Raw genomic sequence first — 26,847 nt, forward strand, 5'->3', positions numbered from 1 at the left:
CGCTGCCGGTCAGCGCTGCCCGACCAGCGCCACCTGCGTTTCGGCCAGGCGGCCGGCGCTGGCATCGGCGAGAAGCCGGTCGATCCGCGGGCGGACCATGGCAACGCTGGCCCGGACGCAGATCCCACAGGACGCCAGGGTCTGCGCCGGTGGTTCATCGCGGTGGATCTCTCTGCATCCATCCCAGGCGGCCATGCGGACCCGATGCACAATCTGGCGCCGGGCATCCGGGGCGGAGGGATCGATGTCGCGGATATCGACAGTCCGTCGGAAACCCGTGCTGTTGGTGTAGTCACGCCCCGCACTGGTGACGACCTCGGGGAGCGTCTGGGCGGAAGCGGATGCGGACAGCAGAGCGAGCGCCAGAACGGCGCTGCCGAACAGAGGGCGCATGGTCCATCTCCCTGGAAGGCGGCCGCCATCCCCGCGGGCCGGCGCCGCGTTTCATCTGGTGTCACGTCACACGGGACGTCGGTGTCGTGCCGGTGACGCGGGTCTCGCGATCGGTCCGCCGCCCGGACCGCCATCAGGACGGCAGCCGGCGAAGAAGCGGTGGACAGGTGGGGCTTGTTGCCCCGGGCTGCTATGCAGCCTTCGCCCAGCGGCGCTCGGGCCGGGGCTTTTCTTGCCGGATCAGGATGAACCGCAACGCGGATAAATGGCAGAAAAAAACTCAGCCCAGCCGGATGCGTATACGGCAGTAAGGGCGATGACAAGAGTTCAGCGATTCACCCTGTGCGGGATGACGCTATTTGGGTTGGCGCATAATATTATTTTGTTCTAGTGATAATTTCTGGAAATGGAGGGGGCGTCCCGTCGCGGGCACCGTACCACTTCCCTGCGACGCAGGGACCGGGCGGCGCCGGGATGGCTTTCCGCAATCAGATCGCGGGCAGCCTGAAGATCGATCCGGGCAGTCTCACTCCAGTCCACGATTCCCGTCCCCTCTCCGCCACGACCCGCCGCTGTGAAGATAAAGGTAAAGCGAAGCCCTATCGTCCATAGGCGCCGGGGGGGGGGGGGGGGCGGCGGCCGGGACCCCGGCCGCGCAGGCCCGCCCCGCCGCCGCCGCACAAACCACCACCACCCCTCCCCCCACCCCCCCCCCCCCCCCCCCCCCCCCCCCGGGGGGGGGGGGGGGGGGGGGGGGGCGGCGGCTGCCGGTGCCGCGGCCGGTCAGGACGGCCGCGCATCGAGCAGAAAATACACAGCAACAGCTATGGCCACGGTATCAGCAACACGAATGGCAGCACCACGGGCGGCAAAATAGCGGCCTTGAACGCGGACCATCAATTTTCCCGCCAACATGACAGCGGTTCCTGCCCCGGCCAGCAGTCCCAACGGCATCGCTGCACTCCTGCCGGTAACAAGATAGCCGGCGAGGGTGGCGATCACACGGTTGAAGCGATTGTAAACCGTGGTCGGGGAGCCATATTCTGGCGGACAGTCCTTCCAGCGGCAGCCGCTCTTCAGGACGTGGATGATCCCGCTGATGATGCGCCGGTCATCAACACGCAGCGCACAATACCTGTGTTCGGGAAGGTGCGGCTCAATCGCTGCCCACGCCGCGTCCGATAGCCAGCAACTCTCCCGCATTCATTCCGCCAAGGCCTAATCAACACCTTGGAATCGCATTCTCAGCGCAATTTCAACATGCTGTGCGGGTTTCGACCCTAGTGCCGCTCGGACAGCACCTTCTGGCGCAGCACGTCGATGGGGGCCAGGCGGCCACCCTCCTGGAAGTGCCAGAAGGTCCAGCCGTTGCAGGCCGGCAGGCCCTGCATGGCGGCGCCGACCTGGTGGATGCTGCCCTTGTGCTCGCCCGTGTGGTTCTGGGCCACCAGCGTGCCGTCGGCCCGGACCTTGGCGATGATGCGGCGGCGCTGGTCGAACAGCATGGTGCCGGGCTGGAGATAGCCGCGCTCCACCAGATTGCCGAAGGGCACGCGCGGTTGGGCGCGCTTCGACGGCACCTCCAGCAGGTCCGGCTCGGCCACCGGCTCCACCTGGGCGATGCGCTCGTTGGCGATGCGGGCGTACTGGTGCTCACGCTCCAGCCCGATCCAGCGGCGCTGCAGCCGCTTGGCCACGGCGCCGGTGGTGCCGGTGCCGAAGAAGGGGTCCAGCACCAGATCGCCCGGACGGGTGGAGGACATGATGACGCGGTAGAGCAGCGCCTCCGGCTTCTGCGTCGGGTGGGCCTTCTGCCCGGTCTCGTCGCGCAGACGTTCGGCCCCGGTGCAGAGCGGCAGCGTCCAGTCGCTGCGCATCTGCAGATCCTCGTTCAGGGCCTTCATGGCCTCGTAGGCGAAGTAGTACTTGGCGTCCTTCGACTTGCTGCACCAGATCATGGTCTCGTGCGCATTGGCGAAGCGGCGGCCCTTGAAGTTGGGCATGGGGTTCGACTTGCGCCAGATGATGTCGTTGAGGACCCAGAACCCCAGATCCTGCAGGATGCTGCCGACGCGGAAGATGTTGTGGTAGCTGCCGATGACCCAGAGCGTGCCGTCATCCTTCAGCGTGTGGCGGGCGGCGGCCAGCCAGTCACGGGTGAAACGGTCATAGGTCGGAAAATCCTGGAACCGGTCCCACTCCTCGTCCACACCGTCCACGCGGGTGTGGTTGGGGCGCATCAGATCGCCGTTGAGCTGGAGATTGTAGGGCGGGTCGGCGAAGACCATGTCGACCGAGCCGGCCGGCAGATCGCGCATCAGCTGGACGCAGTCGCCGACAAGGATACGGTTGGTCGCAAGGGTCTCGGCCATGGTGTTTTTGCCATCGAATCGGGGGGCGAATCGGAGCGACAATGAGTCGAGCCGGACTCGCCGTCAACGGCAAAGTTCAAGCGAAGAGTCAGAGGAGTCAGACGCTTAGGGAAAGCTGTTGCGAAATGGGCGCAAAAGAACGCCGATGTTCCGGCGTAACACCAAGCCGCCGGATGGCCTCGCGATGCTGGGCGGTGCCATAGCCGGCATTACGCTCCCACCCATATCCGGGGTATCGGGCCGCCAGTTCCCCCATGATCTTGTCCCTGGTCACTTTGGCCAGGATGCTGGCCGCGGCGATGGACAGGCTGAGCGCGTCGCCCTCCACCAGGCATTCCACCCGCGCCACCGGCAAGGGCGGGCGCTGGTTGCCGTCGACCAGCGCCACGGCCGGCACCATCCGGGCCGGACCCAGCGCCTCCACCGCCCGGCGCATGGCCAGGAAGGTGGCCTGGAGGATGTTGATCTCGTCGATCTCCGCCACGCTGGCGCTGCCGATGCCATAGGCCAGGGCGTTGGCGGTGATGGTGTCGAACAGCGCGTCGCGCCGGGCCGGCTTCAGCGCCTTGCTGTCGTCGATGCCGGCGCACCAGGCGGGAATGCCGGTTCCGGTGGGCAGGATCACGGCCGCGGCCACCACCGGGCCGGCCAGCGGACCGCGCCCGGCCTCGTCCACCCCGCAGACAAGGGCGGTGGAGGCATGGCCGAGACGGTGTTCATGGGAGAGATCGGGCATGGGGCAGGGGTTTGCCCCAGCGGCCGGCCGGCGGCAAGGGGATTGTGGGATCTGCATCCTTTGATTTATATGTAGAAATACTTATACAAGTAAGAGGCGGGTGGTGCCGACGCTCAGGCGTTTCAGCAACTGTTCGCTCTGCCTGTTCCCCCAGGACCACAATCCACCCCATGTCCATCTGCCCGGCCCCGGCTTCACGGCCCGTCTGGGCGAGGATGATTACAGTGTGGAGTGGGCGGGCGACATGGCCCTTCCCTGCACCAGGCTGGGAGACCGGGCGCAGCAGCAGGCGGCCTGACCCGCTGGCTGACCTGTCAGCCGATCGGTCGGCGGATTGCGCCAGATCAAAGCGATTGTTCGGCAACCGACGCATCCTCCCGCCCGTCGCAAGGAGTGAGAGCATGCATCCGGACCTCGTCGCCAAGTACCGCGGCCAGCGCGTCCCCCGTTACACCAGCTATCCGCCGTCGCCGCATTTCTCCGCGGCGGTGACCAACGAGACCTATCGCGGCTGGCTGGCCGGGCTGGAGCCGACGGCGACCCTGTCGCTCTATCTGCATGTGCCCTTCTGCCGTTCCATGTGCTGGTATTGCGGCTGCCACACCACCATCGTCCGCCAGGACGAGCCGATCCGCCACTATCTGGCCGGGCTGACGCGGGAGGCCGAGACGGTGGCCGGGCTGCTGCCGGACGGGCCGCGGGTGACGCATCTGCATTTCGGCGGCGGCACCCCGACGCTGATGCCGGCGGACGCCTTCACCGCGCTGATGGACGGGCTGCGCCAGCGCTTCCGCTTCGCCGACGATGCCGAACTGGCCATCGAGATCGACCCGCGCACCCTGACCGCCGCCATGCCGGCCGTGCTGGCGGCGGGGGGCATCACCCGCGCCTCGCTGGGGGTGCAGAGCTTCGATCCGGCGGTGCAGGCCGCCATCAACCGCATCCAGCCGCCGGAACAGACGGCGGCGGCCGTGCAGGGCCTGCGGGCCGCCGGCGTGCGCGGCATCAATCTCGACCTGATCTACGGCCTGCCGCGCCAGAGCGTGGCCAGCTGCCTGGATACGGTGGAGAAGGCGGTCGCCCTGCGGCCGGACCGGCTGTCGGTGTTCGGCTATGCCCATATGCCCGGCTTCAAGGCCCATCAGGGCCGCATCGAGGAGGTGGACCTGCCCGATGCCGACGAGCGGCTGCGCCAGCTTGTGGCCATCGAGGAGGCGCTGCTGGCTGCCGGCTATGTGCGGATCGGCATGGACCATTTCGCCCGCCCTGACGACGCCATCGCCATCGCCGCCCGCACCGGCACGCTGCGCCGGAACTTCCAGGGCTACACCACCGACGGGGCCGATGCGCTGATCGGGCTGGGCGCCTCGGCCATCGGGCGGCTGCCGCAGGGCTTCGTCGCCAATGTGGTGCCCGTGCCCGGCTATCTGAAGGCCGTGGAGCAGACCGGGCTGGCCGTGGGCCGCGGCTTCGCCGTCAGCGTCGAGGACCGGCTGCGGGCCGAGCTGATCGAGCGGGTCATGTGCCGGTTCGAGGTGGATGTGGCCGCGGTGGCGGGCCGCTACGGGCTGGACAGCGCCCTGGTGCTGCCGGCGGCGGCGGAGCTGGAACGGCTGGTGGCGGACGGGCTGGTGGAGGTGCGGGGCACCCACATCCAGGTGCGCGAGGCGGCCCGGCCGCTTGTCCGCAGCGTGGCTGCCCTGTTCGACGCCTATCTCGACCCCGAGGGCGGGCGGCACAGCAAGGCGATCTGAGCGGCCGCGCGGCCGGGGCCTGCGCCCCGGTTCCCCCGTCTCCGTCAGGGCAGGTGCAAGAGCGCGATCAGCCCCAGGCTGAACCCCAGCAGGGCCAGCAGCGACAGGCTGGCGGCCAGGACCACCCGCCCGCCGGCGGCGGCCAGGGTGCGCAGATCGACGCTCAGGCCCAGCCCGGCCATGGCCAGCAGGGTCAGGCCATGGCTGCCCAGCCCGGCCAGCTCCGCCGCCGCCGCCGGGACCAGACCGGCGGCGCGCAGAGCCGCGGTGGCGGCGAATCCCAGGATGAACCAGGGCAGCAGCGCCGTGCGCGGCGCGTCCACGCGCCGGCGCGGCCCGCCGCCCAGGCTGCCCAGCAGGCTGAGCCCCAGCAGCACCGGCCCCAGCAGCATGACCCGCACCAGCTTCACCAGCGTGCCCAGATGCAGGCTGACGGCGCCGGCCGCCGCCGTGGCCGCCAGCACCTGCGGCACGGCGTAGACGGTGAGGCCGGCCAGCACCCCGTACTGGCTGGGGCTGGACACCAGCGGGCCTTGACTCAACGGCAGCAGCAGCACGGCGCCCACGCCCAGCACGGCGGTGAAGGCCAGGGCCGCCGTCGTCTCCCTGTCCCGGGCCCCGACCACGGGGGCGGCGGCGGCGATGGCGGTGTTGCCGCAGATGGAATTGCCGCAGGCCACCAGCAGGGCCAGCCGGTGGCCCAGCCCCAGCGTGCGCCCGATGCCGTAGCTGGTCAGCAGCGACAGGGCCACCAGCATGGCGATGCCGCCCAGCAACCCCGGCCCGACCGCCAGCAGGGCCTGGGTGTCCAGCGTGGCGCCCAGCAGGATGATGGCCAGTTCCAGCGGCAGCTTGGCGGCGAAATGGATGCCGGCGCCATGGGCACGCAGGCCGGGCCGGGCGCTGCGCAGCAGGGTCCCGACCAGGATGGCCAGCACCAGCCCGTCCAGCCAGACCCGGCCGGCCAGGGCCTGCTGGGCCTGCTGAAGCAGAAGGGCTGTGGCGGAGACGGCCAGGGCAAGGGCAAGGCCGGTGACGAGTGGACGGGAGGATGTGATCGGCATGAGATGCTTCGGGGTGACGGAACCGGCGCCACCCTGCGCTGTGGCAATTCAGCAATCCAACGCATCGTTTTTGTGGTTATGATCGGAGAAATCGAATGATTGTCCGGCCCCCCCGGACCGGCATGGCCGCGGATCGAGCATGACGCTGGAGCAGTTGCGCATCTTCCTGGCCGTGGCCGAGCGCGAGCATGTGACCCGCGCCGCCGAGGCGTTGAACCTGACCCAGTCCGCGGTCAGTGCGGCCATCCGGGCGCTGGAGGCCCGCCATGCCGTGACCCTGCTGCACCGGGTCGGGCGGCGGGTGGCGCTGACCGAGGCCGGACGCCTGTTCAAGGCCGAGGCGGAGGCGGTGCTGGCCCGGGTGGACCGGGCGGAACGGCTGCTGGCCGATCTGGCCGGGCTGCGGCTTGGCCGGCTGACCCTGGGGGCCAGCCAGACCGTGGCCAGCTATTGGCTGCCGCGGCTGCTGGTGCGCTTCCGCCAGCAGCATCCCGGCATCGCGCTGTCGCTGACCGTGGGCAACACCAGCGCCATCGCCCGCGCCGTGCATGACGGCAGCGCCGATCTGGGTCTGGTGGAGGGGGAGGTGGATGATCCAGCCCTGCAGGCTCTGCCGGTGGCAGACGACCGGCTGGTCATCGTGGTGGCCCCGGGCCATCCCTGGGCGGCCGAACCCAACCCGGCCCGGCCCCGCGACCTGGGCGGCACCGACTGGGTCATGCGCGAGCCGGGGTCGGGCACCCGCTCCGCCTTCGTCCAGGCGCTGCGCGGGCTGGGCCAGGAGCCGGAGACGCTGCGGGTGCTGCTGGAACTGCCCTCCAACGAGGCGGTCTGTGCCGCCGTGGCCGCCGGCGCCGGGGCGGCGGCCCTGTCCATCCATGTGGTGGAACCGCTGGTGACCGAGGGGCGGCTGCGTGTGGTGGGGCCGGCCCTGCCGCTGCGGCGCTTCGTGCTGCTGACCCACCGCGAGCGGCACCGGACCCAGGCGGCGGAGGCCATGATCCGGCTGCTCAAGGCGGCGCCCTGGTCGGGCTGAGACGCCATGGGCATGGACGGGGCCTGAGCAAAAGGGGCATGGTCGCCCCTTATTCCCGTCACTGACCGTTGAAAGCCATGTCCCTGTTCCGTTCCGTCCTGGTCGGCGGTGCCGCGTCCGCCGCCGCCGTTCTGGCCCTGCTCCCCAGTTCCGGTTCCGCCGATACCGTGCGGACGGCGCCGCCGGTGGCCGCCGCACCGGTCGCCGAGCAAGCCGCGCCCGCAAACGATCCGCGCCTGAACGCCACCTTGTTCATGCAGGTGTCGGAGGAGATGCAGCGGTTGTCGCGGCAATCCTTTGCCCTGGCGGCCCTGCGGCTGCCGGCCGCCCTTGACGAGCCGGGCTCGGCGGCGCTGGAACAGGCCGATGGCGGCGCCGGCAAGCCCCCGGCCGTGATCTTCGACGTGGATGAGACGGTGCTGGACAACAGCCCGGCCCAGGCCCGCGCCATCCTGGCCGGCGAGCGCGCCTTCAACCTGGACTCCTGGGACAAATGGGTCGGTGAGCGGGCGGCCAAGGCCATGCCGGGCGCCGTGGATTTCGTGGCCGAGCTGCGCCGGCGCAAGGTGCGCGTGGTCTTCATCACCAACCGCGAGTGCCGTCCGCGTGCCGCCCAGCCGGGGGAGGCCTGCCCGCAGCAGGCCGATACGCTGGCCAATCTGCGCAGCGCCGGCCTGGGTCCGGTCGATCCGGCCGACCTGATGCTGAAGGGCCAGAAGAAGGACTGGCCCAGCGAGAAGGCCAGCCGGCGTGAGACAGTGGCCAGCACCCACCGCATCGTCATGTCGGTGGGCGACCAGTTCAGCGACTTCATGCCGGTGACCCGCAGCCAGGGGCCGGAGGAGCGCCAGCGCCTGGCCGCCGCGCATGAGGATCTGTGGCGGACCCGCTGGATCGTCATTCCCAACCCCAGCTACGGCGCCTGGCTGGACGCCCTGCCCGAGCCGGCGACACGCGCCCTGCGTCCCTGAGACGGCGGGACCGGCGCCAGGGACCGGCCCGGAGCCTCCAGCCATTCTGTTCCTGTTGTGTTCTTGTCCGCCGCCCGTTAGTCTGTGGCCATGGACGAGCTGCGGCGACAGGCGCTGAAGGGGCGGGGGGCCATCAGCAACGACAGCTCCCGCTATGAGCGGGAGCGTCGGGTGCTGGTCGATGACGGCTGGAGCGACCATGCCGACCTGCAGGCTGCGGTGCGCACCACGGTGCAGACGGACACGGCCCGCCGCATCATCGCCCGCAACGACAGTCCCGACATCCCCTTCGACCAGTCGGTCAATCCCTATCGCGGCTGCGAGCACGCCTGCATCTATTGCTTCGCCCGGCCGAGCCACGCCTATCTCGGCCTGTCGCCGGGGCTGGATTTCGAGACGCGGCTGTTCGCCAAGCGCGACGCCGCCGCCCTGCTGGCGCGGGAACTGCGGTCGCGGACCTATGTCTGCCGGCCGCTGGCCCTGGGGGCCAACACCGACCCCTATCAGCCCGCCGAGCGGGAGGAGCGCATCACCCGGTCGGTGCTGGAGGTCTGCCGCGACTTCAGGCAGCCCGTCAGCATCGTCACCAAATCAGCCCTGGTCCTGCGCGACCTGGACATCCTGGCGCCGATGGCGGCGGAGGGGCTGGCCCATGTGGCGGTCAGCATCACCAGCCTGGACCGGGATCTGGCCCGGCGCATGGAACCGCGGGCCGCGACCCCGCCGCGGCGGCTGGAAACCATCCGGGCGCTGACGGCGGCGGGGGTGCGGGTGGCCGTGCTGGCCAGCCCCATGATCCCGGCCCTGAACGACCAGGAGCTGGAGGCCATCCTGGAGGCGGCGGCGGCGGCCGGGGCCAGCCGGGCCGCCTATATCCTGCTGCGGCTGCCGCTGGAGATCGCCGACCTGTTCACGGAATGGCTGCGCACCCATTATCCCGACCGGGCCGAGCGGGTGCTGAGCCTGGTGCGGCAGAGCCGCGACGGCGCGCTCTACCGCGCGCAATGGGGCACGCGGATGAAGGGGACCGGCCCCTATGCCGAGATGTTGCGGGCCCGCTTCCATCTGGCCTGCAAGCGACTGGGCTACGCCGCCCGCGGCTGGGATCTGGATTGCAGCCGCTTCCGCCCGCCGCCGGAACCGGGGGAGCAGATGGCCCTGTTCTGACGGATGCCGATGGCGGCAGGCACCGGCGTCCGGCCGGGATCAGACGGCGCGGTCGGCGGCCATGGTCAGGGTGATCAGCGTGCCCTCGTCGCGGAGGATGTCGAGGCGGGCCCCCAGGTCGGCGGCCAGGGACCGCACCAGGAACAGGCCGCTGCTGCCGAGGGCCAGGGTCTTGTCGGAAATGCCGATGCCATCGTCACGCACCGACAGGGTCAGGCGCCCGCCATCCACGCGCAGCGCCACCTGGACGCGCCCGCTGCGCCGGTCGCGGAAGGCGTAGCGCAGGGCGTTGCCGATCAGCTCGTTGGCGATGAGGGCCAGCGGGATGGCCGCGCTGGTGAGGATGTCCGGCGCATCGGTCGTGACCTGGATGGCGATGCGCCGTTCCGCCGCCTCCAGCGCCTCGGCCAGGGCCCCCACCAGATCCCGCAGCAGGCGGCCGAGATCCAGCGACTTGCCGTCGCCGGAGTCCGACACCAGCCGGTGGGCCCGGCCCATGGCGGCGATGCGGCTGCGCGTCAGCTCCAGCGCGGCGCGCACGGCCGGATCGCGCATTTCCCGCATCTGCAGGCTGATCAGGCTGGTGATCGACCCCGATGTGCTGCGCGCCCGGTGCAGGGCCGCCCGCAGCAGCAGGTCCTTCCGGGCCAGTTCCCGCCGGAGATGATCGATTTCCGCCCGCAGGATGTCCGGATCGTCGGGCCCGGCCTCCGGACCCTGTGCCACCAAGACAGACTGCCCGGCCTTCCCCATCTGAACTCCCTCCGCATAGGCAGACGATCGCAACCGGTGCGGCCGGCCTCCGTGCCGGTCAGTGATGCCACAGCGCGCGCCGCGGGTCCGGGGTCCGGATGGATGTCCTACCAGAGGGTTCAGGGCGGCGGCGGCGCGGTATCCCCGACGATCACGCGGATGCGATCACCAGCCGTCTTGCCGCGCCGGTGCGGATGGGCTTTGCTGGCCCCGGCCTATTCGTTAACGAGGGAAGCATCATGGGCTTCGTCATTGCCGCACCGGACCAGCCGAGCCTTGCCGTGGCCGGTGGGGATGGACGGTTTCCGGTGCGCCGGATCTACTGCGTTGGCCGCAACTATGCCGACCATGCCCGCGAGATGGGGGCCGACCCCGTGCGGGAGCCGCCCTTCTTCTTCATGAAGCCGGCCGACGCCGTCATGCCGGACGGGGCGGACATCCCCTATCCGCCGGGGACCGCCAACCTGCACCATGAGGTGGAGCTGGTGGCCGCCATCGGCGCCACGGGCCGCGATGTGGCCGTGGAGAAGGCGCTGGATCTGGTCTGGGGCTATGGCGTCGGCAACGACCTGACCCGGCGCGACCTGCAGGGCCAGGCCAAGGCCAAGGGCCATCCCTGGGACGTGGGCAAGGGCTTCGACCATTCCGCCCCGGTGTCGCCCTTGCGTCCGGTGACGGAGATCGGGCATCCGGCCACCGGCGCCATCGCCCTGTCGGTCAACGGGACCCTGCGCCAGCAGGGCGATCTCGGCGACATGATCTGGTCTGTGGCCGAAATCATCGCCCACCTGTCCCGTCTGTTCGTGCTGCAGCCGGGCGACCTGATCTTCACCGGCACCCCGGCCGGCGTCGGCGCGGTGGTGGCGGGCGACGTGATTGAGGCCTCCATCGCCGGCGTCGGGCGCCTGCGCAACCGGGTGGTCTGACCCGTGTCGAAGGCCTGTGGCGGCCGGCCCGGCCGCCACAGGCCGGAATAGTACCATCGGCCCATGGCGGCCCGATAGGTCCCCTGTTACCGTCGTTGTCCAGAAGGGCCGGAAAGGCTCCGACAGCCGGGAAGACCCCGACAATGGCCGCGGAGCAGGCGGGTTCGGGTGTTACCGCCCTGCCTGCCCCCTGCGGTCGACCATGCTCTGAGACGGGACCAGCCGGCGGCACTCACCAGCCGCACGCACACGGCCAACCTCAGACCAGGCCCAACTTCAGACAGGCCGAATACACAACAGGGAGGACGCACATGGTCTTGCACCAGCATGCCGACGGCAGGTCGGCCAGCGATATCCATATCCACCCCGCCGTCGATGGCGGGGTCAAGCCGGGGCGGTCGGATTTCGCCGGCGGCACGCTGCATTGCCACTGCGCGCAGGACCGGGTGGAGGTGACCATCAGCGGTAACACCGCCCACAACCATGTCTGCGGCTGCACCAAATGCTGGAAGCCGTCCGGCGCCACCTTCTCCATGATCGCCGTGGTGCCGCGGGACCATGTGCGGGTGACGGCCCATGCCGAGAAGCTGCAGGTGGTGGACCCCGCCGCCGCCATCCAGCGCCATGCCTGCACCGGCTGCGGCGTCCACATGTTCGGTCGCATCGAGAACACGGCGCATCCCTTCTATGGGCTGGACTTCGTGCATACGGAGCTGTCGGACCAGGACGGCTGGAGCGCCCCGGAATTCGCCGCCTTCGTCTCCTCCATCATCGAATCCGGCTTCCCGCCGGACCGGATGAAGGATGTGCGGGTCCGGCTGCACGATCTGGGGCTGGAACCCTATGACTGCCTGTCGCCGCCGCTGATGGACCTGATCGCCTCCCATACGGCCAAGAGCCGGGGCGTGCTGGCGGCCTGATCCGGTCCCCGCCGCTCGGCCTGTTCCGGTCGCTCCGCTCCGCTTCCGGTCGCTTCGCTCCGCCCGTCCGGGAGGCACATGCCAGCCCGGACGGGCGGGCCGGCCCTCAGGGGTCGATGCGCACGGTCACCGTGCGGCCGGCCACCAGACGCAGGTCGGGCGGCGGGCCGTCCAGGGCGATGCGCACCGGGATGCGCTGGGCCAGCCGCACCCAGCTGAAGGTGGGGTTGACATTGGGCAGCAGGTCGTTGCTGGCCTGGCGCTCGCGGTCCTCGATGCCGGCGGCGATGCTCTCCACATGGCCCTTCAGCGCCACCTCCTCGCCCATCAGGTGCAGCGTCACCGGGGCGCCGATGCGGATATGGTGCAGCTTGGTCTCCTCGAAATAGCCGACGGCGTGCAGCGAGGTGGTCTTCACCAGCGCCGCCACGGCCGATCCGGCCCTGGCATAGTCGCCGGGGTTGAGGCTGAAATTGGTGATGATGCCGTCCACCGGGGTCCGCACCTCCGACCGGGCCAGCTCGAGGCGGGCAAGGTCGCGGTCGGCGATGGCCTGGTCCAGCGCCGCCTCGGCCTGACGGGCTTCGGCCTCCACCTGGTCGACCTTCTGCCGCGACACGGCGGACTCGTCGAGATGATGGTAGCGGGCGACATCGCGCCGGGCCACGTCCAGCGCCGCCTGCCGGTTGGCCACCGCCGCCTCCGCCTGCTTCAGCGCCAGGGTGAAGCGCTGGCGGTCGATGCGGAACAGCAGGTCGCCGGCATGGACCACCTGGTTGTCACGCACCAGCACCTCGTCCACCAGCCCGGAGACGTCGGGGGCGACGCCGACCACGTCGACGCGCAGGCGTCCGTCGCGCGTCCAGGGCGCATCCATGTAGTAGAGCCAGAGCTGGCGGCCGACCAGGACGGCGGCGGCACAGACGGCCAGGGTGAGGAGGATACGGGCAAAACCGGGGAACTTCATGGCACGGCCATCGGCGACAGGGTGGAGGACAGCAGGGTGGCGGGGGCGAGCGACGGGCCGGCAAAGCCCGCGAGATGGGAGAGGGCGGCGGCGCTGAAGCCCAGCATCAGCACCAGCAGCGCGAAATCGAACAGGGGCTGGTGCCAGACGAAGCGGTAGAGGTCGGCCCGCCGCAGCAGCCGGCGCAGCAGGCCGGTGAGGAACAGGGCGGGCAGGGCCGCCACCAGCAGCGGCGGCAGGAACACGCCCAGAAGATCGACATCACCGCTCATGCGGGCATCTCCTCGGGGGACGGCAGGGGGGAGGGGGGAAACAGGGGGCGCTGCTGGCTGCTGTCCGGGAACAGGCCGCGGCGTAGACCGGCCAGCGCCAGCAGCAGCCGGCGCGTCTGCCGCGTCGGCGGCGCCGCGGCCACATCGGCCAGGGCCGCATCGATCCGGTCCAGCAGGGCCGCCGGGGCCGGCAGCGGCCCCCTGCGGCGGGCCTGGGCGTGGAAATGGGCGGCGGTCAGGTCCAGCACCGTGTCCACCGACTGCAAGGCAGCGCCGCCGAGATAGCGCCGGCGGCGGCGCAGATCGGCCAGATTCAAGCCCACGCGCAGGTCGGACAGCGCGTCGACCGCGGCCAGATCGGCGCCGGGGGCCACCGTGCCCAGCCGGGGCACCAGCAGGGCCAGCCGGTCCAGCATATGGGCGGACAGGGTCTGCGGCCGCACGCTGGCCCCGTGGCGGGCGGCGTCGGCCAGTTCGCGCCAGCCGGCGCGCAGCAGACGGCGGGCGCTCCATTCGGCTCCGACGGAGCGGACCAGGGCGGTGATGAGACCGGCCAGCCCCATGCCCAGCACCATGGCCAGACCGCTGTTGGACAGGCTGGCGATGTCCGGGACATAGACCCGGTCCTGCAGGTTCAGCATTGTCGGCATGCCGACGGCGATGGGCAGGAAACGGCCATAGAGGGCCGGGCGGGTCATGGCGATGCCGGTGATCAGCAGTGCCGGGGAGAAGGCCAGGACCAGCAGCGCGAAACCGTCGATGAAGGGGAACACGAACAGGGCATAGACCATGGCGGCCACGACGCCCAGCCCGTTGGCGATGGTGAAGGAGACGATGGCCGGGACCGGATTGTCCTGGGCGGCGAAGAAGCAGCAGGCCACGGCCGCCATCTGGGTGGCGATGGCCCCTTCCTGCCATTCGGTCCCGATCCAGATGACGCAGCAGGCGATGACGGTCAGCGCGGCGGCCAGCGCCGACCACAGGGCCATGCCGTAATCCACATGCCGCGTTTCCGCCACCTGGTGCCGGGTGCCCGTCTCCTCCGCCTGGTCGGCGCGACCATCGACCAGGGCGGCCTGCAGGGCGCGGCAGGACTGCCAGAGCGAGACCGTCTCGCCCAGCCGGTGCAGCAGGCTGACGGTCAGCACCCCGGTCCAGTCCAGATGCGCGTCGGCGGGCGGGCTGAGGGCGGCGATGCGGCGGCGCAGATCGGGCGCCCGCTCCGCCGGGGCGCCGGCGGCGATCCAGCCATCCATGTCGGCCAGCAGCGCCTGGAGATCGGGCGGCAGCCCGCCCTCCTCCCGCGACAGGGCGGCGACACGGTCGGCCACGGAGGACAGCACCGGCATCAGCATGACCATCTGCCGCCGCAGCCGGCGGACCACCGCCGTGGCGCCGCGCAGGGCGGAGGTGTCGAAATCCAGATGGGTGGCCAGCGCGTCGATCTCGGCGGCGTCGGCCGCCAGCTTGCGGCGGTCGCGGCCGGCCACGGCGGCATCGGCCAGCCCGGCCAGCGCATCCCGGCTCCAGCGGCTGGCGTCGTTCAGCCAGTTCTCCACCCGTCCGGCCAGCACGGGGCCAAAGGGACGGGGAAAGGCGAGACTGCCCACCAGGGCGGCACAGCAGACGCCCAGCGTGATCTCCTCCACCCGGGACAGGGCGGTGTCGAAGATGCTGGCGGGATCGGTGACGGCGGGAAAGCCGATCAGGGCGGCGCTGTAGCCCGCCAGCATGAAGGCATAGCCGCGCGGCGTGCGGTCCAGCAGCGAAATGAACAGGCAGAGCCCGGTCCAGCCGGCCATGGCCAGCACCAGCAGTTCCGGAGCCGAGGCGAGGTTCGGGATCAGCACCACGGTGGCGATGGCCCCCAGCAGGGTGCCGACGGCGCGGTAGGAGGCTTTCGATCGCAGGGTGCCGGTCAGCGGCTGCATGACGATATAGACCGTGGCCAGCGCCCAGTAGGGGCGCTGCAGGTCCAGCATCAGGGCGATCCACAGCGCCAGCATGCCGGCGGTGAAGGCCTTGAGCGAGAACAGCAGTTCCTCGCCGCTGGGAAGAAGCCGGCTCATGGATCAGCGATCCTTGCTCGCCCCGGCCGGGGACTGTCCGATGGGGTCGGCCGGGGGCTGGCCCGTCCGGTCCGGTCCGGCCAGGGACTGGCCGATACGGGCGATAACAGCCGCGGTGGCCATAAGGTCGGCGGCGGGGATGCCGTCAAGGGCACGGGCGCGCACATCGGCCAGGGCCTCATCGATGCGCGCGACCATGGCCAGACCCTGCGCCGTCAGATGGATGGTCTTGGCCCGGCGGTCGTCGGGGGCGCAGCGGCGCTCCACCAGCCCTTCCTGCTCCAGCCGGTCCAGCAGCCGCACCAGCGACGGTCCCTCGATCTCCATCTCCGTGGCCAGGGTGCCCTGGCGCATGCCGTCGGGATGATGGTGCGACAGGGTCAGCAGCGGCAGGGCCGTTGCCTCCGACAGCCCATGGTTCGACAGGGCGACGTCGACGGCGCGGCGCCAGGCCCTGGCGACCAGGATCAGCTGGCGGCCGAAGCGGCCGGGGGGGAGCGGGAAGTCCGTCATGATCCTATTTATTAGGATGCTACCAATGAGCAGACTATCTGGTCCGGCCCGGGCCGGTTGTCACTTGCAGAAATGGCGGGTCAGCCCGTCCCCCCTGCCGCCGCAGGGCAGCGATGCGGGTTTCGGCGCGGGTCGGCGCGGGGGGCGGAGGGGGTGAGGTCTGCGGCTCAGGCGTCCAGCTTCTGGCGCAGGGCCAGCCAGTCGCGCCAGGCCTCGCGCTTGGCCACGGGGTTACGCAGCAGATAGGCCGGATGCAGCATGGCCAGCGCCGGAATGGGCCGCTCCAGCCCTGGGGAGGCATAGTCGAACCAGCGCCCGCGCAGCCGGGTGATGCCTTCCGACTGGTTCAGCAGCGTTTTGGCGCTGATGCCACCTAGAAAAACCAGTATGTCCGGCCGCTTCAGCGCGATATGGCGCTGCATGAAGGGCAGGCAGGCCGCGATCTCCATGTCGGTGGGGCTGCGGTTGCCCGGCGGACGCCAGGGCAGCATGTTGGAGATGTAGACGGCACGGGCGGGATCGTCGGCGTGGCGGTCCAGGCCGATGGCGGCCAGCATGCGGTCCAGCAGGTGCCCGGCCGGGCCGACGAAGGGCAGGCCCTGCCGGTCCTCCTGCTCCCCCGGCGCCTCGCCCACCAGCATGAGCCGGGCGTCGGGCCGGCCGTCGGCGAAGACCAGGCTGGTGGCCGTGCGCTTCAGTGGGCAGCCCTCGAACGCGGCCAGGGCCTGTTTCAGGGCGTCCAGAGACTGGGCCGCGCCGGCGGCCTCGCGGGCGGACTGACCGGCCTCGGCCGCTCCCAGCACGGGTGCCGATTCGTGGGAGGCCGGGGCCGCGGCGGGGGCTGGCCGCCGGTTCTGGCCGGTCTGGGGCGCTGTCGCCGCGGCCGGACCCGGCGGGCGGGACGGCATGAGCGGGTCACGGCCGGGGGCCGCGCGACCGGCCGCAGCCGCCCGCGCACGGGCCGCCACCGCCGTCCAGTCGGTCGGGGTGTCGCCTACAGCCTCGTCACAGCCCAGATCCATGAGGAAGCGCAGGGCGGCGACACTCTCGAGTACGGCATTCATGGTGTTTGCTTCTACCATTTGCCTATGCTGTCTTACACGCCTGAATCGCCGGTACGAAAATCAGGGGCGGCGGCTGAAGGTCGCCCGCGTGCCGGCCACAGAAGAAGTGGATGCGGGGAATGGAACGCGAATTCATGGAATACGACGTCGTGATCGTCGGCGCCGGGCCTTCGGGCCTGTCCGCGGCGATCCGGCTGAAGCAGCTGTCGGCCGAACAGGGCCACGACGTCAGCGTCTGCGTCATCGAGAAGGGGTCCGAGGTCGGGGCGCACATCCTGTCCGGCAATGTGCTGGATCCCCGCGCCCTGAATGAACTGATCCCGGACTGGAAGGAAAAGGGCGCGCCGCTTAACACCCCGGTCATCGACGATCGCTTCTATCTGCTGTCCGACACGGGCAGCACCCGCATTCCCAACAGGCTGTTGCCGCCGCTGATGCACAATGACGGCAATTACGCCATCAGCCTGGGCAATCTCTGCCGCTGGCTGGCCGGCCAGGCCGAGGAGCTGGGGGTCGAGATCTATCCCGGCTTCGCCGCTGCCGAGGTGCTGTTCGACGCCGATGGCAGCGTCAAGGGCGTGGCCACCGGCGACATGGGCATCGGCAAGGATGGCCAGCCCACCGACCGTTTCACCCCGGGCATGGAGCTGCACGGCAAGTACACCTTCTTCGCCGAAGGGGTGCGCGGCAACCTGTCGAAGCAGCTGATGGAGACGTTCGGGCTGCGCGAGGGCGTCGATCCGCAGAAATACGGTCTCGGCATCAAGGAGCTGTGGCAGATCGAACCGGAGAAGCACAAGGCCGGTCTGGTCATGCACACCCAGGGCTGGCCCCTGGACAGCAAGACCGCCGGCGGGTCCTGGATGTACCATCTGGAGGACAACCAGGTTTCCATCGGCTTCGTGGTCAATCTGGACTATTGGAACCCGCATCTCAGCCCGTTCGAGGAGTTCCAGCGCTTCAAGCAGCACCCGCTGATCCGCAGATATCTGGAGGGCGGCAAGCGCCTGGCCTATGGCGCCCGCGCCATCAACGAGGGCGGGCTGCAATCGGTGCCGAAGCTGGTCTTCCCCGGCGGGGCGCTGATCGGCTGTTCCGCCGGCTTCGTCAATGTGCCGCGCATCAAGGGCACCCACAACGCCATGAAGACCGGCATGCTGGCGGCCGAGGCGGCCTTCGCCCGGCTGAAGCACGGGGCCGAGGCGGGCGACACGCTGGACAATTACGAGGCCGCCTGGAAGACCAGCTGGGTGCATGAGGATCTGTACAAGGTGCGCAACGTCAAGCCCGGCCTGAAGCTGGGGCTGGCGCTGGGCAACCTGCATGGTGGCATCCAGATGTGGCTGCACGAGCTGGGGCTGGGCAAGCTGCTGCCCTATACGCTGCACCACAAGAAGCCGGACAATGAAAGCCTGGTCCCGGCCGCGCAGGCGCCGAAGATCGCCTATCCCAAGCCCGACGGCGTCATCAGCTTCGACCGGCTGTCCTCGGTGTTCCTGTCGAGCACCAACCATGAGGAGGACCAGCCCAGCCATCTGAAGCTGAAGGACCCGGCCATCCCCATCAGCCACAACCTGCCGCTCTATGACGAGCCGGCCCAGCGCTACTGCCCGGCCGGGGTGTACGAGGTGGTGCGGGACGAGGGCGGCAACAATCCGCGTTTCGTCATCAACGCCCAGAACTGTGTCCACTGCAAGACGTGCGACATCAAGGACCCGCTGCAGAACATCGTCTGGACCGTGCCCGAGGGCGGCGGGGGACCGAACTACCCGAACATGTGACGGTCACAGCCGGTCGGGCGGCCCCGAGAGCGGCCCGACCAGCCCCTGGATGGGACAACCCCCCCGTCCGGGGCTGCGCCCGGATGGCCGCGTGCGGCTTCTGCCGCATCCACAACCTGTAATTTGTCGGGGCGCTATGCCCTGCGCCCCATCTTTCGTTGCTGTGGCGCGCAATGCGCGCTAGGGTGGTGTTTGCGATGTCGTGAACGCGCAAAGATGGAGGCGGCGATGCGGTCTGGTTTCTTTCTTGTCGCGGGGATCAGTTTGCTGCCGGCCTTGGCGCAGGCCGATTGCGGCTGTACCGGCATGACGGTGAACTGGCGGAATGCCGGTGGCACCTACCAAATCTGCTCGAATAATGGAGCCTATAACTTTCCTGAATGTACGAGGTCGCCAGCCCAGGGAACGACCTGTGGCGGGAAGACGACCTATGCCTGGACATGTCCGATCGGCCCGAATTCGCTGGTGACGGAGACAAAAAAAGACAGCCAGAGCAACGACTATGAAGGTCCCTGGCAACGGACCGGGTTTGCGATCGTGGCCACACTTGCCCAGAACAGCATGGCGGAGCAATGCGTGACCGGACAGGTGCTGCAGGAGCGGATCATATCGAACGGCAGCAAGCAGCCCAATCCCAACATCAACTCGACGTCGGTCTCCGATGAGTACAGATTTGCCGATCTCGATGTCTTTGTCGAAAATGATCCGGACGAGACATTTCCCGATATCGATGCACAGCGGGGCGGAGACCAGCTGTATGGCGGGGACAACTATCAGCTGGTGAATTCGGCGACATCGCTGATCAGCACGTTCGGCACCACCACCATGTGGTGGGACAATACCGACCAGACCAAGACGGGATCGACCAAGGCCGAGGCGCAGAACGAAAGGGCAAGCTGGGCCTATCGCTTCATCGCGTTTGTCGATGGATCGGATGACACGAAGCCATCCTGTTCCTGTGCCTTCGACATCAATGTCGACTGGACCAATACCGGTGCCGCAGCGCCAAGAGCGACGGTGTTCACCGCGCGGCCCAACGCCAATCAGGGAACCGTCAATTGTACCTTCAATGCACAGTGATGCCATGCAAGGCACAGTGATGCCATGGCCGTCCGCCGCATGCCCCGGCGGGCCGCCGCGGCGGTGACGGGCTGACCGGGGCCGCTGCTGCCCCCGGCCTCTGCCTGTTTGCGCCAGAAGGCCGCCGGGGGGTCCGGCGGCCTTCGTCCTGTCAGGGGGGCTGAGGGGCTCTGTCCAGGGTCGTTGTCCGTCCTGGGGGTCCCGCGGGATCAGCCGGCGCGCACGCGGCGCAGGAAGTTCTCCACCTCCAGCCGCAGGGTTTCCGCTTCCCGCGACAGGCCGCCGGAGGCTTCCAGTACATTGCCGGCGGCCATGCTGGTGCTCTGGGCCGTCTGCTCGACCCCGCTGATGTTGTTGCTGATCTCCTGCGTGCCCAGGGCCGCCTGCTGCACGTTGCGGGCGATCTCGCGGGTGGCGGCGTCCTGCTCCTCCACGGCGGCGGCGATGGCGGAGGCGATCTGGTTGATCTCACCGATGGTGCGGGTGATCTCCAGCGTGGCCGACACGGCGTTGTTGGTGGCCTGCTGGATGCCGGCGATACGGGTGGAGATGTCCTCCGTTGCCTTGGCCGTCTGGCTGGCCAGGGACTTCACCTCCGACGCCACCACGGCGAAGCCCTTGCCGGCGTCCCCGGCCCGCGCCGCCTCGATGGTGGCGTTCAGCGCCAGCAGGTTGGTCTGGCTGGCGATTTCCGCGATCAGCTTGATGACGGCGCCGATGGCGTCCGCCTCGGTCGCCAGGGTCTGGATGGTCTTGTTGGTGCCGTCGGCCCGCTCGGCGGCGGCGCGGGCGATGGTGGCGGAGCTGCCGACCTGACGGGTGATCTCACCGATGGAGCTGGTCATCTCCTCGGCCGAGGCGGCGACGGTCTGCACATTGGCGCTGGTCTGCTCGGTCGCGGCGGAGACGATGCCGCTCTGGCTGCGGGTCTGCTCGGCGGCGGAGGACAGGCTCTGGGCATTGGCGTTCAATTCGGTCGCGGCGGACGCCACCTGGGCCACCACGCCCATGACGCTGCTTTCGAAGCTGTCGGCCAGGGCATGCAGCGCCTGCTTGCGCTCCTCCTCGGCCCGCAGTTCGGCCCGCTTGGCCTCCTCTTCCATTTCGCGTGTGCGCAGGGCGTTGGCCTTGAAGGTCTCCAGCGCCGCGGCCAGCTTGCCGATCTCGTCACCGCGGCCCAGGCCCGGAACGGTGGTGTTGAGGTCACCGCCGGCCACCTTGCCCATGGCCGTGGTCACGGCATTGATCGGGCCGGTGATGGTGGCGGTGGAGACAAAGAGCGCGATGCCACCGCAGAGCAGCAGGCCGACGCCGGTCACGATGAAGACCAGGGTGCTCGTGGAATTGGAGATGGCGGTCGCCTCATCCGACGCCTTCAACATGTTCTGGCGGACTTCCTCGGTGAGTTTGATGTTGTCGTCACGCAGCGCATCCAGCTTGGGATCGAAGCTGGCATTGAGGATCGCCAGCGCCTCTTCGTTGCGGTTGGCTGTGGCCAGCGGCTTGATCTCGTCATAATGGCGCATGACCTCGTTGAAGCGGGCTTCGAGCCCGTCGATCTTCGCGGTATATTGCGGCAGCAGCTCGCGCACCTTGGCATAGGTCTCACGCGCCACCTTGGTGTTGCTGTCGACGGCCTGACGCGCCGACTCCATCCGCGCCTCATCGGTCTGGGCGATCAGCTTGTAGGTCTGGCGGCCGATGGCGATGATGGTCCGGTTGGCGCGGGCGATCTCCACCGTGCCAGCGGCTTCCCGGTCCAGCAGGCTGGAATAGCGGTCATCCACGTCGATCAGTTTGCTGGTGGCGTACACCGCGACGGCAATGACCATCAGGCTCAGCAGGCCGAGGATGCCGAGGATGCGGGTTGAAATATTGAGATTTGAAAGATTCATGATGGACCCCCAGTGACGGACTGGCATTTTTAATCACGTCTCATGTGAAACAAAAAGATGACCAAAAGGCGTTTCCACTCAACTTTGTCCTTTGGATTGGGATCTTTGATTTAAAGTGGCGTAATTGAATCATTTGATTTCTTTTTATGAGAAACGATCTTTCGTTTGTCTCGGTGCTGTGCCCGGTCCACGCTGCCGGCGCTCCTGCCGGCGCCGCTGCCGGCGCTATTGAACCGCCACGTCCTTCCCGCGTAGGCTGCCCCCTATGGTTCTGGCAGGCGGACGGTGATGATGGCGGGTCGTGGGGAGCGGGCGGGCGCAGTCGTGCTGGCGCTGCTGCTGTCGCTGGGGGCTGGTCCGGGCGTCGCCGCGGACGGGCCGGACGGCCAGACCCGGCCGGCCAAGGCCGCCCCGTCCAGGGAAAGCCCGCTGGCGGCCTATCTCAGCGGCCGGGTGGCCCGCGGCGCCGGCGATTGGGGCCGGGCCGCCAGCAGCCTGACGGCGGCCCTGGCCGCCGATCCCGACAACAAGGCGCTGCTGACCCAGGCCTTCCTGCTGAATCTGGGGGAAGGGAACATCCCGCAGGCGCTGACCCTGGCCCGCGCCATGGAGCGGCTGGAGCTGAACAGCCTGCCGGCCATGGCCCTGCTGGTGTCCGAGGATCTGGGGGCTGGCCGCATCGATGCTGCGCGGGCGCGTCTGGCCAAGAAGCCGGGCGACCCGCTGGCCCAGTACATGGTGCCGCTGATGGCGGCCTGGGTCGAAATGGCCGGCGGCAAGCCCGACATGGCCAAGGCGCGGTTGCAGCCCCTGCTGGAGGCGCCCGGACTGACGGCCCTGGCCCAGTTGCAGCTGGCCCTGATGGCCGATCAGGCCGGCCGGACGGAGGAGGCCGCCACGGCCTATGACAAGGCGCTGGAGGGGGGCGCGCCCCTGCGTGTGGTGCAGCTGGCCGGCAATTTCCAGGAACGCACCGGCCATCCCGATCAGGCCCGCCGACTCTATGAGGCGTTCGCTGCCGACAATCCCGGCAACCTGCACATCGAGGAGGCGCTGACGCGCCTGCGCGGCGGTGGCAAGTCCAAGCCCCTGGTGGCGACGGCCCGCGACGGGCTGGCCGAATCCCTGTTCCAGTTCGCCTCGGCCCTGCAACAGGACAGCCGGCACGAAATGTCGCTGCTCTATGGCCGCATCTCGCTGTTTCTGCGGGCGGAGCAGCCGCTGGCGCGGCTGATGATCGGCGATGTGCTGGCCGCCCGGCAGCGCCATGAGCAGGCCCTGGTCGAATACCGGACCATCGGCGGCAGCGGTGCCGCGGGCTGGGCCGCCCGGCTGCGCGAAGCCGACGCCCTGCGCCGGCTGGACCGCAACGACGAGGCGGTGAAACTGCTCCAGGCCATGGCGGCCGAACGCCCGGACCGGACGGACGCGCTGGTGCGCCTGGGCGACCTGTACCGGGCCGCCGACAAGGATCAGGCCGCCATCGACGTCTATACCAAGGCCATCGCCCGCGCCGGCGGGGCGGAGGCCAAGGACTGGGTCCTGTTCTTCGCCCGCGGCATGGCGCTGGAGGCCGCCGGGCGCTGGCCCGAGGCGGAGGCCGACCTGAAGGCGGCGCTGCAACGGCGTCCGGACGAGCCGCAACTGCTGAACTATCTCGGCTACAGCTATGTGGACCGCAACCTGAACCTGCCGGAAGCCAAGGTGCTGATCGAGCGGGCGGTGGCGCAGCTGCCCGACAATGGGCAGATCGTCGACAGCCTGGGCTGGGTGCTGTACCGGACCGGGGACCTGACCGGCGCCGTGGAGCAGCTGGAGAAGGCCGTGCAGCTGAGCCCGGCCGACCCCGCCATCAACGACCATCTGGGCGATGTCTATTGGGCGGTGGGGCGCAAGCCCGAGGCCCGGTTCCAATGGCGCCGTGCCGTCCAGCTGGCCCAGGACGACGCCAAGCTGCGCGGCAAGGCCGAGGAAAAGCTGAAGAACGGGCTGCCCCAGGACAAGACCGCGGCCAGCACCGCCCCGGCGGCGGAGGCCGGGACACCGCGCTGACGGCATCCGCGCGCGGCGGGATCTGTGGCGGAGAGCCGTGACCGGGCGGGGCGGCGTGCGCTAGAAGGACGCCCGGCTTCGTTGACCAGGTCCGCTGCCCGGTTCCGCTGCAAGAGGGCTCCTCATGCCGTCCACCATCTTATCCGCTCCTGCCACGCCGTCCGAGCCTGCCGCGGATACGGTGCGCGTGGCTGCGCCCGCCAAGCTGAACCTCTACCTGCATGTGCTGGGCCGGCGGCCCGACGGCTATCACCTGCTGGACAGTCTGGTGGCCTTCGCCGGCATCCACGACATCCTCAGCGTCCGGCCGGCGGACGGGTTCAGCCTGGAGATCACCGGGCCGTTCGCGGCGCTGCTGCTGGCCGAGGACCCGGCGGGCAATCTGGTGGCCCGCGCCGCCCGCGGGCTGGCGGCAGCCCTGGGCCGCGATCCCCATGTGGCCATCACCCTGGACAAGCGCCTGCCGGTGGCCGGCGGCATCGGCGGCGGCTCGGCCGACGCAGCGGCGACGCTGCGCGCCCTGGCCCTGCTGTGGGGGCTGGCCGCCGATGATCCGCGGCCGCTGCAGGTGGCGCCGACCCTGGGGGCCGATGTGCCGGTCTGCCTGTTCGGCCGCACCGCCTATTTCGCCGGGGCGGGGGAGGTGGTGGAGCCGGCGCCGGCGCTGCCCGCCGATCTGGCCGTGCTGCTGGTCAATCCGGGTGTCGGCCTGAACACGCGCGCCGTGTTCCAGGCCCGCCAGGGCGGCTGGCGCGCGGCGGGGCGGCTGGAGCGGGCGCCGCGCGACGGGGCCGACCTGACCGCAATGCTGCGGGAGCGGCACAATGACCTGATGCCGCCGGCCCTGGCGCTGGCACCGGTGGTGGGGGAGGTGGTGGACGCGCTGGCGGCGGCTCCCGGCTGCCGTCTGGCCCGCATGTCCGGCAGCGGCGCCACCTGCTTCGGCCTGTTCGCCTCCCTGGCCGAGGCCGAGGCGGCGGCGGGGCGGCTGGGGGCGGAGCATCCAGGCTGGTGGGTGGCGGCGGCGCCGTTCGTGGCGGATGTGCACCGCCTGACGGTGTGAGGGGCGGCACCTTTGCCGTCTGGCGCCCGCCCGCCTTCTGCGGCTCCGGCCGCGCCGGCGCTGCCGCGGACACAGCCCGGATTGCCGTCTGGCGCGCGCGCGCCTTCTGCGGCACTGTGGGCGCCCCTTCGCCGATGGCCCCTGTCAGGGAAAGCGACCCATGGCCCGTATCGATGAAACCCGCCCCTTCCTGCCCGTGAACATCGCCGTGCTGACGGTGTCGGACACCCGCGACCTGGCCAGCGACAAGTCCGGCGATACGCTGGTGGAGCGGCTGACCGAGGCCGGGCATGTGCTGGCCGGCCGGGCCATCGTCAAGGACGATGTCCGCGCCATCGTCGAGTGCCTGCGCCGCTGGATCGCCGATCCGGCGGTGGATGTGGTCATCTCCACCGGCGGCACCGGGGTGACCGGCCGCGACGTGACGCCGGAAGCCTTCGAGAGCCTGTTCGAGAAGAAGATCGACGGCTTCGGCGAGCTGTTCCGCATGCTCTCCTACGAGAAGATCGGCACCAGCTGCCTGCAATCCCGCGCCACCGGCGGCGTGGCCGGCGGCACCTATCTGTTCGCCCTGCCGGGCAGCCCCAGCGCCTGCCGCGACGGCTGGGACCTGATCCTGAAGTGGCAGCTGGACAACCGCCACCGCCCCTGCAATCTGGTCGAGATGATGCCGCGGCTGCAGGAGCATCTGAAGGGGTGAGGCCCCTCAGCGCCCCCGGATCCAGGCCCGGTAATCCGCCGCCTCGTCCACATCGGCCAGACGGTCAGTGAGGATGCTGTGCAGGCCGAGGATGCGCATGCTGTCGGCCAGGGCGTGCGGGCTGGACCAGCGCACGCCGTCCAGCAGATCCAGGCGGCGGGGCGGGCGCTTCAGCCCGATCAGCCAGTAGCCGCCATCGGCGGACGGGCCGAACACGGCGTCGGCCCGGCGCAGGGCCGCCAGGGCACGGGCGATCTGGGCCGGGGTGATGCCGGGAATGTCGCCGCCGATCAGCACGCAGGGACCGTCCGCCGCCGCCAGCTGGCGCAGCATGAGCCGGCCGAGATCGCCATCACCCTGGGCCGCCAGCCGCCAGCCGCGGGTCCAGCCGGCCGGCCAGGCGGGGCGCCGGGCCAGCCGGTCCGGGGCCACGGCCAGCACCCGGTCCCAGCGCGGATCGCCGCCCAGGCGGCGCAGGGTGCCGGCCAGGCAGGCACGGTAGAAGCGCAGGGCCTGCGCCTCCCCCAGGCCGCGGGCCAGCCGGCGCTTGACGCGGCCCAGCATCGGGGCCTTGGCCAGCACGATCAGGGTCGGTCTGTTCATCCATACACCCGGCGGATCAGCCGGGGCGGCACCCCGGCATACCAGAGGGACAGGCACAGCAGGTTGCGGGCGGAGCGCCGCCACCAGCCGTCGCGCCGCCACTTCTCCGCCGAGGTGACGGCGGCGGCGGCAAGCGGCACCAGACGGGGGCGGCCCAGCCGGCGGACCAGATCCACATCCTCCATCAGCGGCAGCGGGCGCACGCCGCCGACGGCCCGGTACAGCGACCGCGACAGCAGCAGCCCCTGGTCGCCATAGGGCAGGGCCAGGGTGCGGCAGCGCCAGGCCACCAGCCGTTCCAGCCGGCGGGCCGGGGGCGAGGCATCGTCCAGGGCGAAGCGGAAGTAACCGGCCCGCTCCCGGTTGTCCGGGTCGTCGAGGAAGCCGGCCACGGCCCCGTCCCAGCCGGGGGCCGGCACCGTGTCGGCATGCAGCAGCAGCAGCCAGTCGCCGGTGGCCGCCGCCGCCCCGGCCGCCAGTTGCAGGCCGCGCCCGCGCCCGGTGCGCAGCACCCGGGCGCCGTGGCCCGTGGCCAGGCGCACGGTGCCGTCGCTGGAGCCGCCATCGACCAGGATCAGATCCAGCCCGCCCGTCCAGGCCGACAGTGCGTCCAGCGTCGCCGGCAGGGTGCCGGCGGCATCGAGGGCCGGGATGATGACGGACAGGCGGGGCTGCACGGCGGGTCTCGCTACAGGC

Annotated in this window: 25 protein-coding genes and 1 pseudogene; 12 read left to right on the forward strand and 14 right to left on the reverse strand. The window is 70.1% G+C overall.

The features are described 5' to 3' along the window. Nucleotides 1-9: 9 nt before the first annotated feature. From DK368_RS15330 to DK368_RS15350, 4 genes and pseudogenes are all read right to left on the reverse strand, one after another. The gene (locus DK368_RS15330; protein ID WP_114394845.1) at nucleotides 10-393 is read right to left on the reverse strand and encodes a UrcA family protein; all 384 of its coding nucleotides are present in this window, start codon (nucleotides 391-393) and stop codon (nucleotides 10-12) included. Nucleotides 394-1,395: 1,002 nt separating this feature from the next. Continuing rightward, nucleotides 1,396-1,596 (reverse strand): annotated as a pseudogene (locus DK368_RS22105) (transposase); the annotation flags it as partial. Between the two features lie 77 nt (nucleotides 1,597-1,673). Continuing rightward, the gene (locus tag DK368_RS15345) at nucleotides 1,674-2,765 is read right to left on the reverse strand and encodes a site-specific DNA-methyltransferase (RefSeq protein ID WP_114394847.1); all 1,092 of its coding nucleotides are present in this window, start codon (nucleotides 2,763-2,765) and stop codon (nucleotides 1,674-1,676) included. Between the two features lie 97 nt (nucleotides 2,766-2,862). Further along, nucleotides 2,863-3,501 (reverse strand): ribonuclease HII, encoded by a 639-nt coding sequence (locus tag DK368_RS15350; RefSeq protein ID WP_114394848.1) that lies wholly within the window; start codon nucleotides 3,499-3,501, stop codon nucleotides 2,863-2,865. Nucleotides 3,502-3,604: 103 nt separating this feature from the next. Here DK368_RS15350 and DK368_RS15355 point away from each other — a divergent pair, with 103 nt between their 5' ends. After that, complete coding sequence (locus tag DK368_RS15355) at nucleotides 3,605-3,799, forward strand: hypothetical protein (RefSeq protein WP_114394894.1); 195 nt, start codon at nucleotides 3,605-3,607, stop codon at nucleotides 3,797-3,799. 103 nt (nucleotides 3,800-3,902) lie between these two features. Beyond that, entirely contained in the window at nucleotides 3,903-5,255 is a 1,353-nt protein-coding gene (gene hemN, locus DK368_RS15360) for an oxygen-independent coproporphyrinogen III oxidase (protein WP_114394849.1), read from the forward strand. Between the two features lie 44 nt (nucleotides 5,256-5,299). On the opposite strand, the gene DK368_RS15365 is transcribed toward hemN, so the two are convergent. Continuing rightward, on the reverse strand, nucleotides 5,300-6,319 hold the full coding sequence (locus DK368_RS15365; RefSeq protein WP_114394850.1) for a YeiH family protein: 1,020 nt from the start codon (nucleotides 6,317-6,319) through the stop codon (nucleotides 5,300-5,302). A gap of 139 nt (nucleotides 6,320-6,458) precedes the next feature. On the opposite strand from DK368_RS15365, the gene DK368_RS15370 reads away from it, so the two are divergent. The 3 genes from DK368_RS15370 to DK368_RS15380 all read left to right on the forward strand — a co-directional run bounded on the left by DK368_RS15370 (nucleotide 6,459) and on the right by DK368_RS15380 (nucleotide 9,493). Next, nucleotides 6,459-7,355, forward strand: a complete 897-nt coding sequence (locus DK368_RS15370) for a LysR substrate-binding domain-containing protein (RefSeq protein WP_114394851.1) — start codon at nucleotides 6,459-6,461, stop codon at nucleotides 7,353-7,355. Between the two features lie 77 nt (nucleotides 7,356-7,432). Further along, the gene (locus tag DK368_RS15375; RefSeq protein WP_114394852.1) at nucleotides 7,433-8,326 is read left to right on the forward strand and encodes a 5'-nucleotidase, lipoprotein e(P4) family; all 894 of its coding nucleotides are present in this window, start codon (nucleotides 7,433-7,435) and stop codon (nucleotides 8,324-8,326) included. Between the two features lie 90 nt (nucleotides 8,327-8,416). Next, entirely contained in the window at nucleotides 8,417-9,493 is a 1,077-nt protein-coding gene (locus DK368_RS15380; protein ID WP_114394853.1) for a PA0069 family radical SAM protein, read from the forward strand. A 39-nt stretch (nucleotides 9,494-9,532) separates the two neighbouring features. Here the strand turns inward: DK368_RS15380 and DK368_RS15385 are convergent, their stop codons facing one another. After that, complete coding sequence (locus tag DK368_RS15385; RefSeq protein WP_162306053.1) at nucleotides 9,533-10,219, reverse strand: sensor histidine kinase; 687 nt, start codon at nucleotides 10,217-10,219, stop codon at nucleotides 9,533-9,535. 266 nt (nucleotides 10,220-10,485) lie between these two features. On the opposite strand from DK368_RS15385, the gene DK368_RS15390 reads away from it, so the two are divergent. Both DK368_RS15390 and gfa read left to right on the forward strand, forming a co-directional pair. Then, nucleotides 10,486-11,172: a fumarylacetoacetate hydrolase family protein gene (locus tag DK368_RS15390; RefSeq protein ID WP_114394855.1), complete on the forward strand. Its 687-nt coding sequence runs from the start codon at nucleotides 10,486-10,488 to the stop codon at nucleotides 11,170-11,172. Nucleotides 11,173-11,483: 311 nt separating this feature from the next. Continuing rightward, complete coding sequence (gene gfa / locus DK368_RS15395) at nucleotides 11,484-12,092, forward strand: S-(hydroxymethyl)glutathione synthase (protein WP_114394856.1); 609 nt, start codon at nucleotides 11,484-11,486, stop codon at nucleotides 12,090-12,092. Between the two features lie 106 nt (nucleotides 12,093-12,198). Here gfa and DK368_RS15400 read toward each other — a convergent pair whose 3' ends face one another. The 5 genes from DK368_RS15400 to DK368_RS15420 all read right to left on the reverse strand — a co-directional run bounded on the left by DK368_RS15400 (nucleotide 12,199) and on the right by DK368_RS15420 (nucleotide 16,977). Next, entirely contained in the window at nucleotides 12,199-13,059 is an 861-nt protein-coding gene (locus DK368_RS15400; protein ID WP_114394857.1) for an efflux RND transporter periplasmic adaptor subunit, read from the reverse strand. Continuing rightward, on the reverse strand, nucleotides 13,056-13,331 hold the full coding sequence (locus DK368_RS15405) for a DUF1656 domain-containing protein (RefSeq protein ID WP_114394858.1): 276 nt from the start codon (nucleotides 13,329-13,331) through the stop codon (nucleotides 13,056-13,058). The genes DK368_RS15400 and DK368_RS15405 overlap by 4 nt, the downstream gene beginning before the upstream one ends. Next, nucleotides 13,328-15,400, reverse strand: coding sequence for an FUSC family protein (locus DK368_RS15410; protein WP_114394859.1), 2,073 nt, complete (start codon nucleotides 15,398-15,400; stop codon nucleotides 13,328-13,330). Before DK368_RS15410 ends, DK368_RS15405 begins: the two co-directional genes overlap by 4 nt. Nucleotides 15,401-15,403: 3 nt before the next feature. Further along, on the reverse strand, nucleotides 15,404-15,913 hold the full coding sequence (locus DK368_RS15415; RefSeq protein ID WP_114394860.1) for a MarR family winged helix-turn-helix transcriptional regulator: 510 nt from the start codon (nucleotides 15,911-15,913) through the stop codon (nucleotides 15,404-15,406). Between the two features lie 167 nt (nucleotides 15,914-16,080). Next, nucleotides 16,081-16,977 carry a uracil-DNA glycosylase gene (locus DK368_RS15420; protein ID WP_114394861.1) on the reverse strand — a complete coding sequence of 299 codons (897 nt, stop codon included), beginning with the start codon at nucleotides 16,975-16,977 and terminating at the stop codon, nucleotides 16,081-16,083. 119 nt (nucleotides 16,978-17,096) lie between these two features. On the opposite strand from DK368_RS15420, the gene DK368_RS15425 reads away from it, so the two are divergent. After that, nucleotides 17,097-18,758 (forward strand): electron transfer flavoprotein-ubiquinone oxidoreductase, encoded by a 1,662-nt coding sequence (locus DK368_RS15425; RefSeq protein WP_114394862.1) that lies wholly within the window; start codon nucleotides 17,097-17,099, stop codon nucleotides 18,756-18,758. A 216-nt stretch (nucleotides 18,759-18,974) separates the two neighbouring features. Beyond that, nucleotides 18,975-19,838, forward strand: coding sequence for a hypothetical protein (locus tag DK368_RS15430; RefSeq protein ID WP_155524595.1), 864 nt, complete (start codon nucleotides 18,975-18,977; stop codon nucleotides 19,836-19,838). Nucleotides 19,839-20,047: 209 nt separating this feature from the next. Here the strand turns inward: DK368_RS15430 and DK368_RS15435 are convergent, their stop codons facing one another. Beyond that, a complete protein-coding gene (locus DK368_RS15435; protein WP_162306054.1) occupies nucleotides 20,048-21,733 on the reverse strand; it encodes a methyl-accepting chemotaxis protein in 1,686 nt (561 codons plus the stop codon). 288 nt (nucleotides 21,734-22,021) lie between these two features. On the opposite strand from DK368_RS15435, the gene DK368_RS15440 reads away from it, so the two are divergent. The 3 genes from DK368_RS15440 to moaB all read left to right on the forward strand — a co-directional run bounded on the left by DK368_RS15440 (nucleotide 22,022) and on the right by moaB (nucleotide 25,548). Then, nucleotides 22,022-23,785 (forward strand): tetratricopeptide repeat protein, encoded by a 1,764-nt coding sequence (locus DK368_RS15440; RefSeq protein WP_155524596.1) that lies wholly within the window; start codon nucleotides 22,022-22,024, stop codon nucleotides 23,783-23,785. A gap of 124 nt (nucleotides 23,786-23,909) precedes the next feature. Then, nucleotides 23,910-24,848, forward strand: coding sequence for a 4-(cytidine 5'-diphospho)-2-C-methyl-D-erythritol kinase (locus DK368_RS15445; RefSeq protein ID WP_114394866.1), 939 nt, complete (start codon nucleotides 23,910-23,912; stop codon nucleotides 24,846-24,848). A gap of 160 nt (nucleotides 24,849-25,008) precedes the next feature. Further along, nucleotides 25,009-25,548 carry a molybdenum cofactor biosynthesis protein B gene (gene moaB / locus DK368_RS15450; protein WP_114394867.1) on the forward strand — a complete coding sequence of 180 codons (540 nt, stop codon included), beginning with the start codon at nucleotides 25,009-25,011 and terminating at the stop codon, nucleotides 25,546-25,548. A gap of 6 nt (nucleotides 25,549-25,554) precedes the next feature. Here the strand turns inward: moaB and DK368_RS15455 are convergent, their stop codons facing one another. After that, nucleotides 25,555-26,151 carry a TIGR04282 family arsenosugar biosynthesis glycosyltransferase gene (locus DK368_RS15455; protein WP_114394868.1) on the reverse strand — a complete coding sequence of 199 codons (597 nt, stop codon included), beginning with the start codon at nucleotides 26,149-26,151 and terminating at the stop codon, nucleotides 25,555-25,557. Then, the gene (locus tag DK368_RS15460; RefSeq protein WP_193552302.1) at nucleotides 26,148-26,828 is read right to left on the reverse strand and encodes a TIGR04283 family arsenosugar biosynthesis glycosyltransferase; all 681 of its coding nucleotides are present in this window, start codon (nucleotides 26,826-26,828) and stop codon (nucleotides 26,148-26,150) included. The genes DK368_RS15455 and DK368_RS15460 overlap by 4 nt, the downstream gene beginning before the upstream one ends. Between the last annotated feature and the right edge of the window lie 19 nt (nucleotides 26,829-26,847).

Origin of the sequence: Oleisolibacter albus (genome assembly GCF_003336875.1) — a bacterium.
In the GTDB taxonomy this organism is placed as follows: Bacteria; Pseudomonadota; Alphaproteobacteria; order Azospirillales; family Azospirillaceae; genus Niveispirillum; species Niveispirillum album.

Excerpts from the sequence above, each read along its gene's own strand:
- DK368_RS15330 (WP_114394845.1), bottom strand. The coding sequence starts at position 393 with ATGCGCCCTCTGTTCGGCAGCGCCGTTCTGGCGCTCGCTCTGCTGTCC.
- DK368_RS15345 (WP_114394847.1), bottom strand. The coding sequence starts at position 2,765 with ATGGCCGAGACCCTTGCGACCAACCGTATCCTTGTCGGCGACTGCGTC.
- DK368_RS15350 (WP_114394848.1), bottom strand. The coding sequence starts at position 3,501 with ATGCCCGATCTCTCCCATGAACACCGTCTCGGCCATGCCTCCACCGCC.
- hemN (WP_114394849.1), top strand. The coding sequence starts at position 3,903 with ATGCATCCGGACCTCGTCGCCAAGTACCGCGGCCAGCGCGTCCCCCGT.
- DK368_RS15365 (WP_114394850.1), bottom strand. The coding sequence starts at position 6,319 with ATGCCGATCACATCCTCCCGTCCACTCGTCACCGGCCTTGCCCTTGCC.
- DK368_RS15370 (WP_114394851.1), top strand. The coding sequence starts at position 6,459 with ATGACGCTGGAGCAGTTGCGCATCTTCCTGGCCGTGGCCGAGCGCGAG.
- DK368_RS15375 (WP_114394852.1), top strand. The coding sequence starts at position 7,433 with ATGTCCCTGTTCCGTTCCGTCCTGGTCGGCGGTGCCGCGTCCGCCGCC.
- DK368_RS15380 (WP_114394853.1), top strand. The coding sequence starts at position 8,417 with ATGGACGAGCTGCGGCGACAGGCGCTGAAGGGGCGGGGGGCCATCAGC.
- DK368_RS15390 (WP_114394855.1), top strand. The coding sequence starts at position 10,486 with ATGGGCTTCGTCATTGCCGCACCGGACCAGCCGAGCCTTGCCGTGGCC.
- gfa (WP_114394856.1), top strand. The coding sequence starts at position 11,484 with ATGGTCTTGCACCAGCATGCCGACGGCAGGTCGGCCAGCGATATCCAT.
- DK368_RS15400 (WP_114394857.1), bottom strand. The coding sequence starts at position 13,059 with ATGAAGTTCCCCGGTTTTGCCCGTATCCTCCTCACCCTGGCCGTCTGT.
- DK368_RS15405 (WP_114394858.1), bottom strand. The coding sequence starts at position 13,331 with ATGAGCGGTGATGTCGATCTTCTGGGCGTGTTCCTGCCGCCGCTGCTG.
- DK368_RS15410 (WP_114394859.1), bottom strand. The coding sequence starts at position 15,400 with ATGAGCCGGCTTCTTCCCAGCGGCGAGGAACTGCTGTTCTCGCTCAAG.
- DK368_RS15415 (WP_114394860.1), bottom strand. The coding sequence starts at position 15,913 with ATGACGGACTTCCCGCTCCCCCCCGGCCGCTTCGGCCGCCAGCTGATC.
- DK368_RS15420 (WP_114394861.1), bottom strand. The coding sequence starts at position 16,977 with ATGAATGCCGTACTCGAGAGTGTCGCCGCCCTGCGCTTCCTCATGGAT.
- DK368_RS15425 (WP_114394862.1), top strand. The coding sequence starts at position 17,097 with ATGGAACGCGAATTCATGGAATACGACGTCGTGATCGTCGGCGCCGGG.
- DK368_RS15430 (WP_155524595.1), top strand. The coding sequence starts at position 18,975 with ATGGAGGCGGCGATGCGGTCTGGTTTCTTTCTTGTCGCGGGGATCAGT.
- DK368_RS15435 (WP_162306054.1), bottom strand. The coding sequence starts at position 21,733 with ATGAATCTTTCAAATCTCAATATTTCAACCCGCATCCTCGGCATCCTC.
- DK368_RS15440 (WP_155524596.1), top strand. The coding sequence starts at position 22,022 with ATGATGGCGGGTCGTGGGGAGCGGGCGGGCGCAGTCGTGCTGGCGCTG.
- DK368_RS15445 (WP_114394866.1), top strand. The coding sequence starts at position 23,910 with ATGCCGTCCACCATCTTATCCGCTCCTGCCACGCCGTCCGAGCCTGCC.
- moaB (WP_114394867.1), top strand. The coding sequence starts at position 25,009 with ATGGCCCGTATCGATGAAACCCGCCCCTTCCTGCCCGTGAACATCGCC.
- DK368_RS15455 (WP_114394868.1), bottom strand. The coding sequence starts at position 26,151 with ATGAACAGACCGACCCTGATCGTGCTGGCCAAGGCCCCGATGCTGGGC.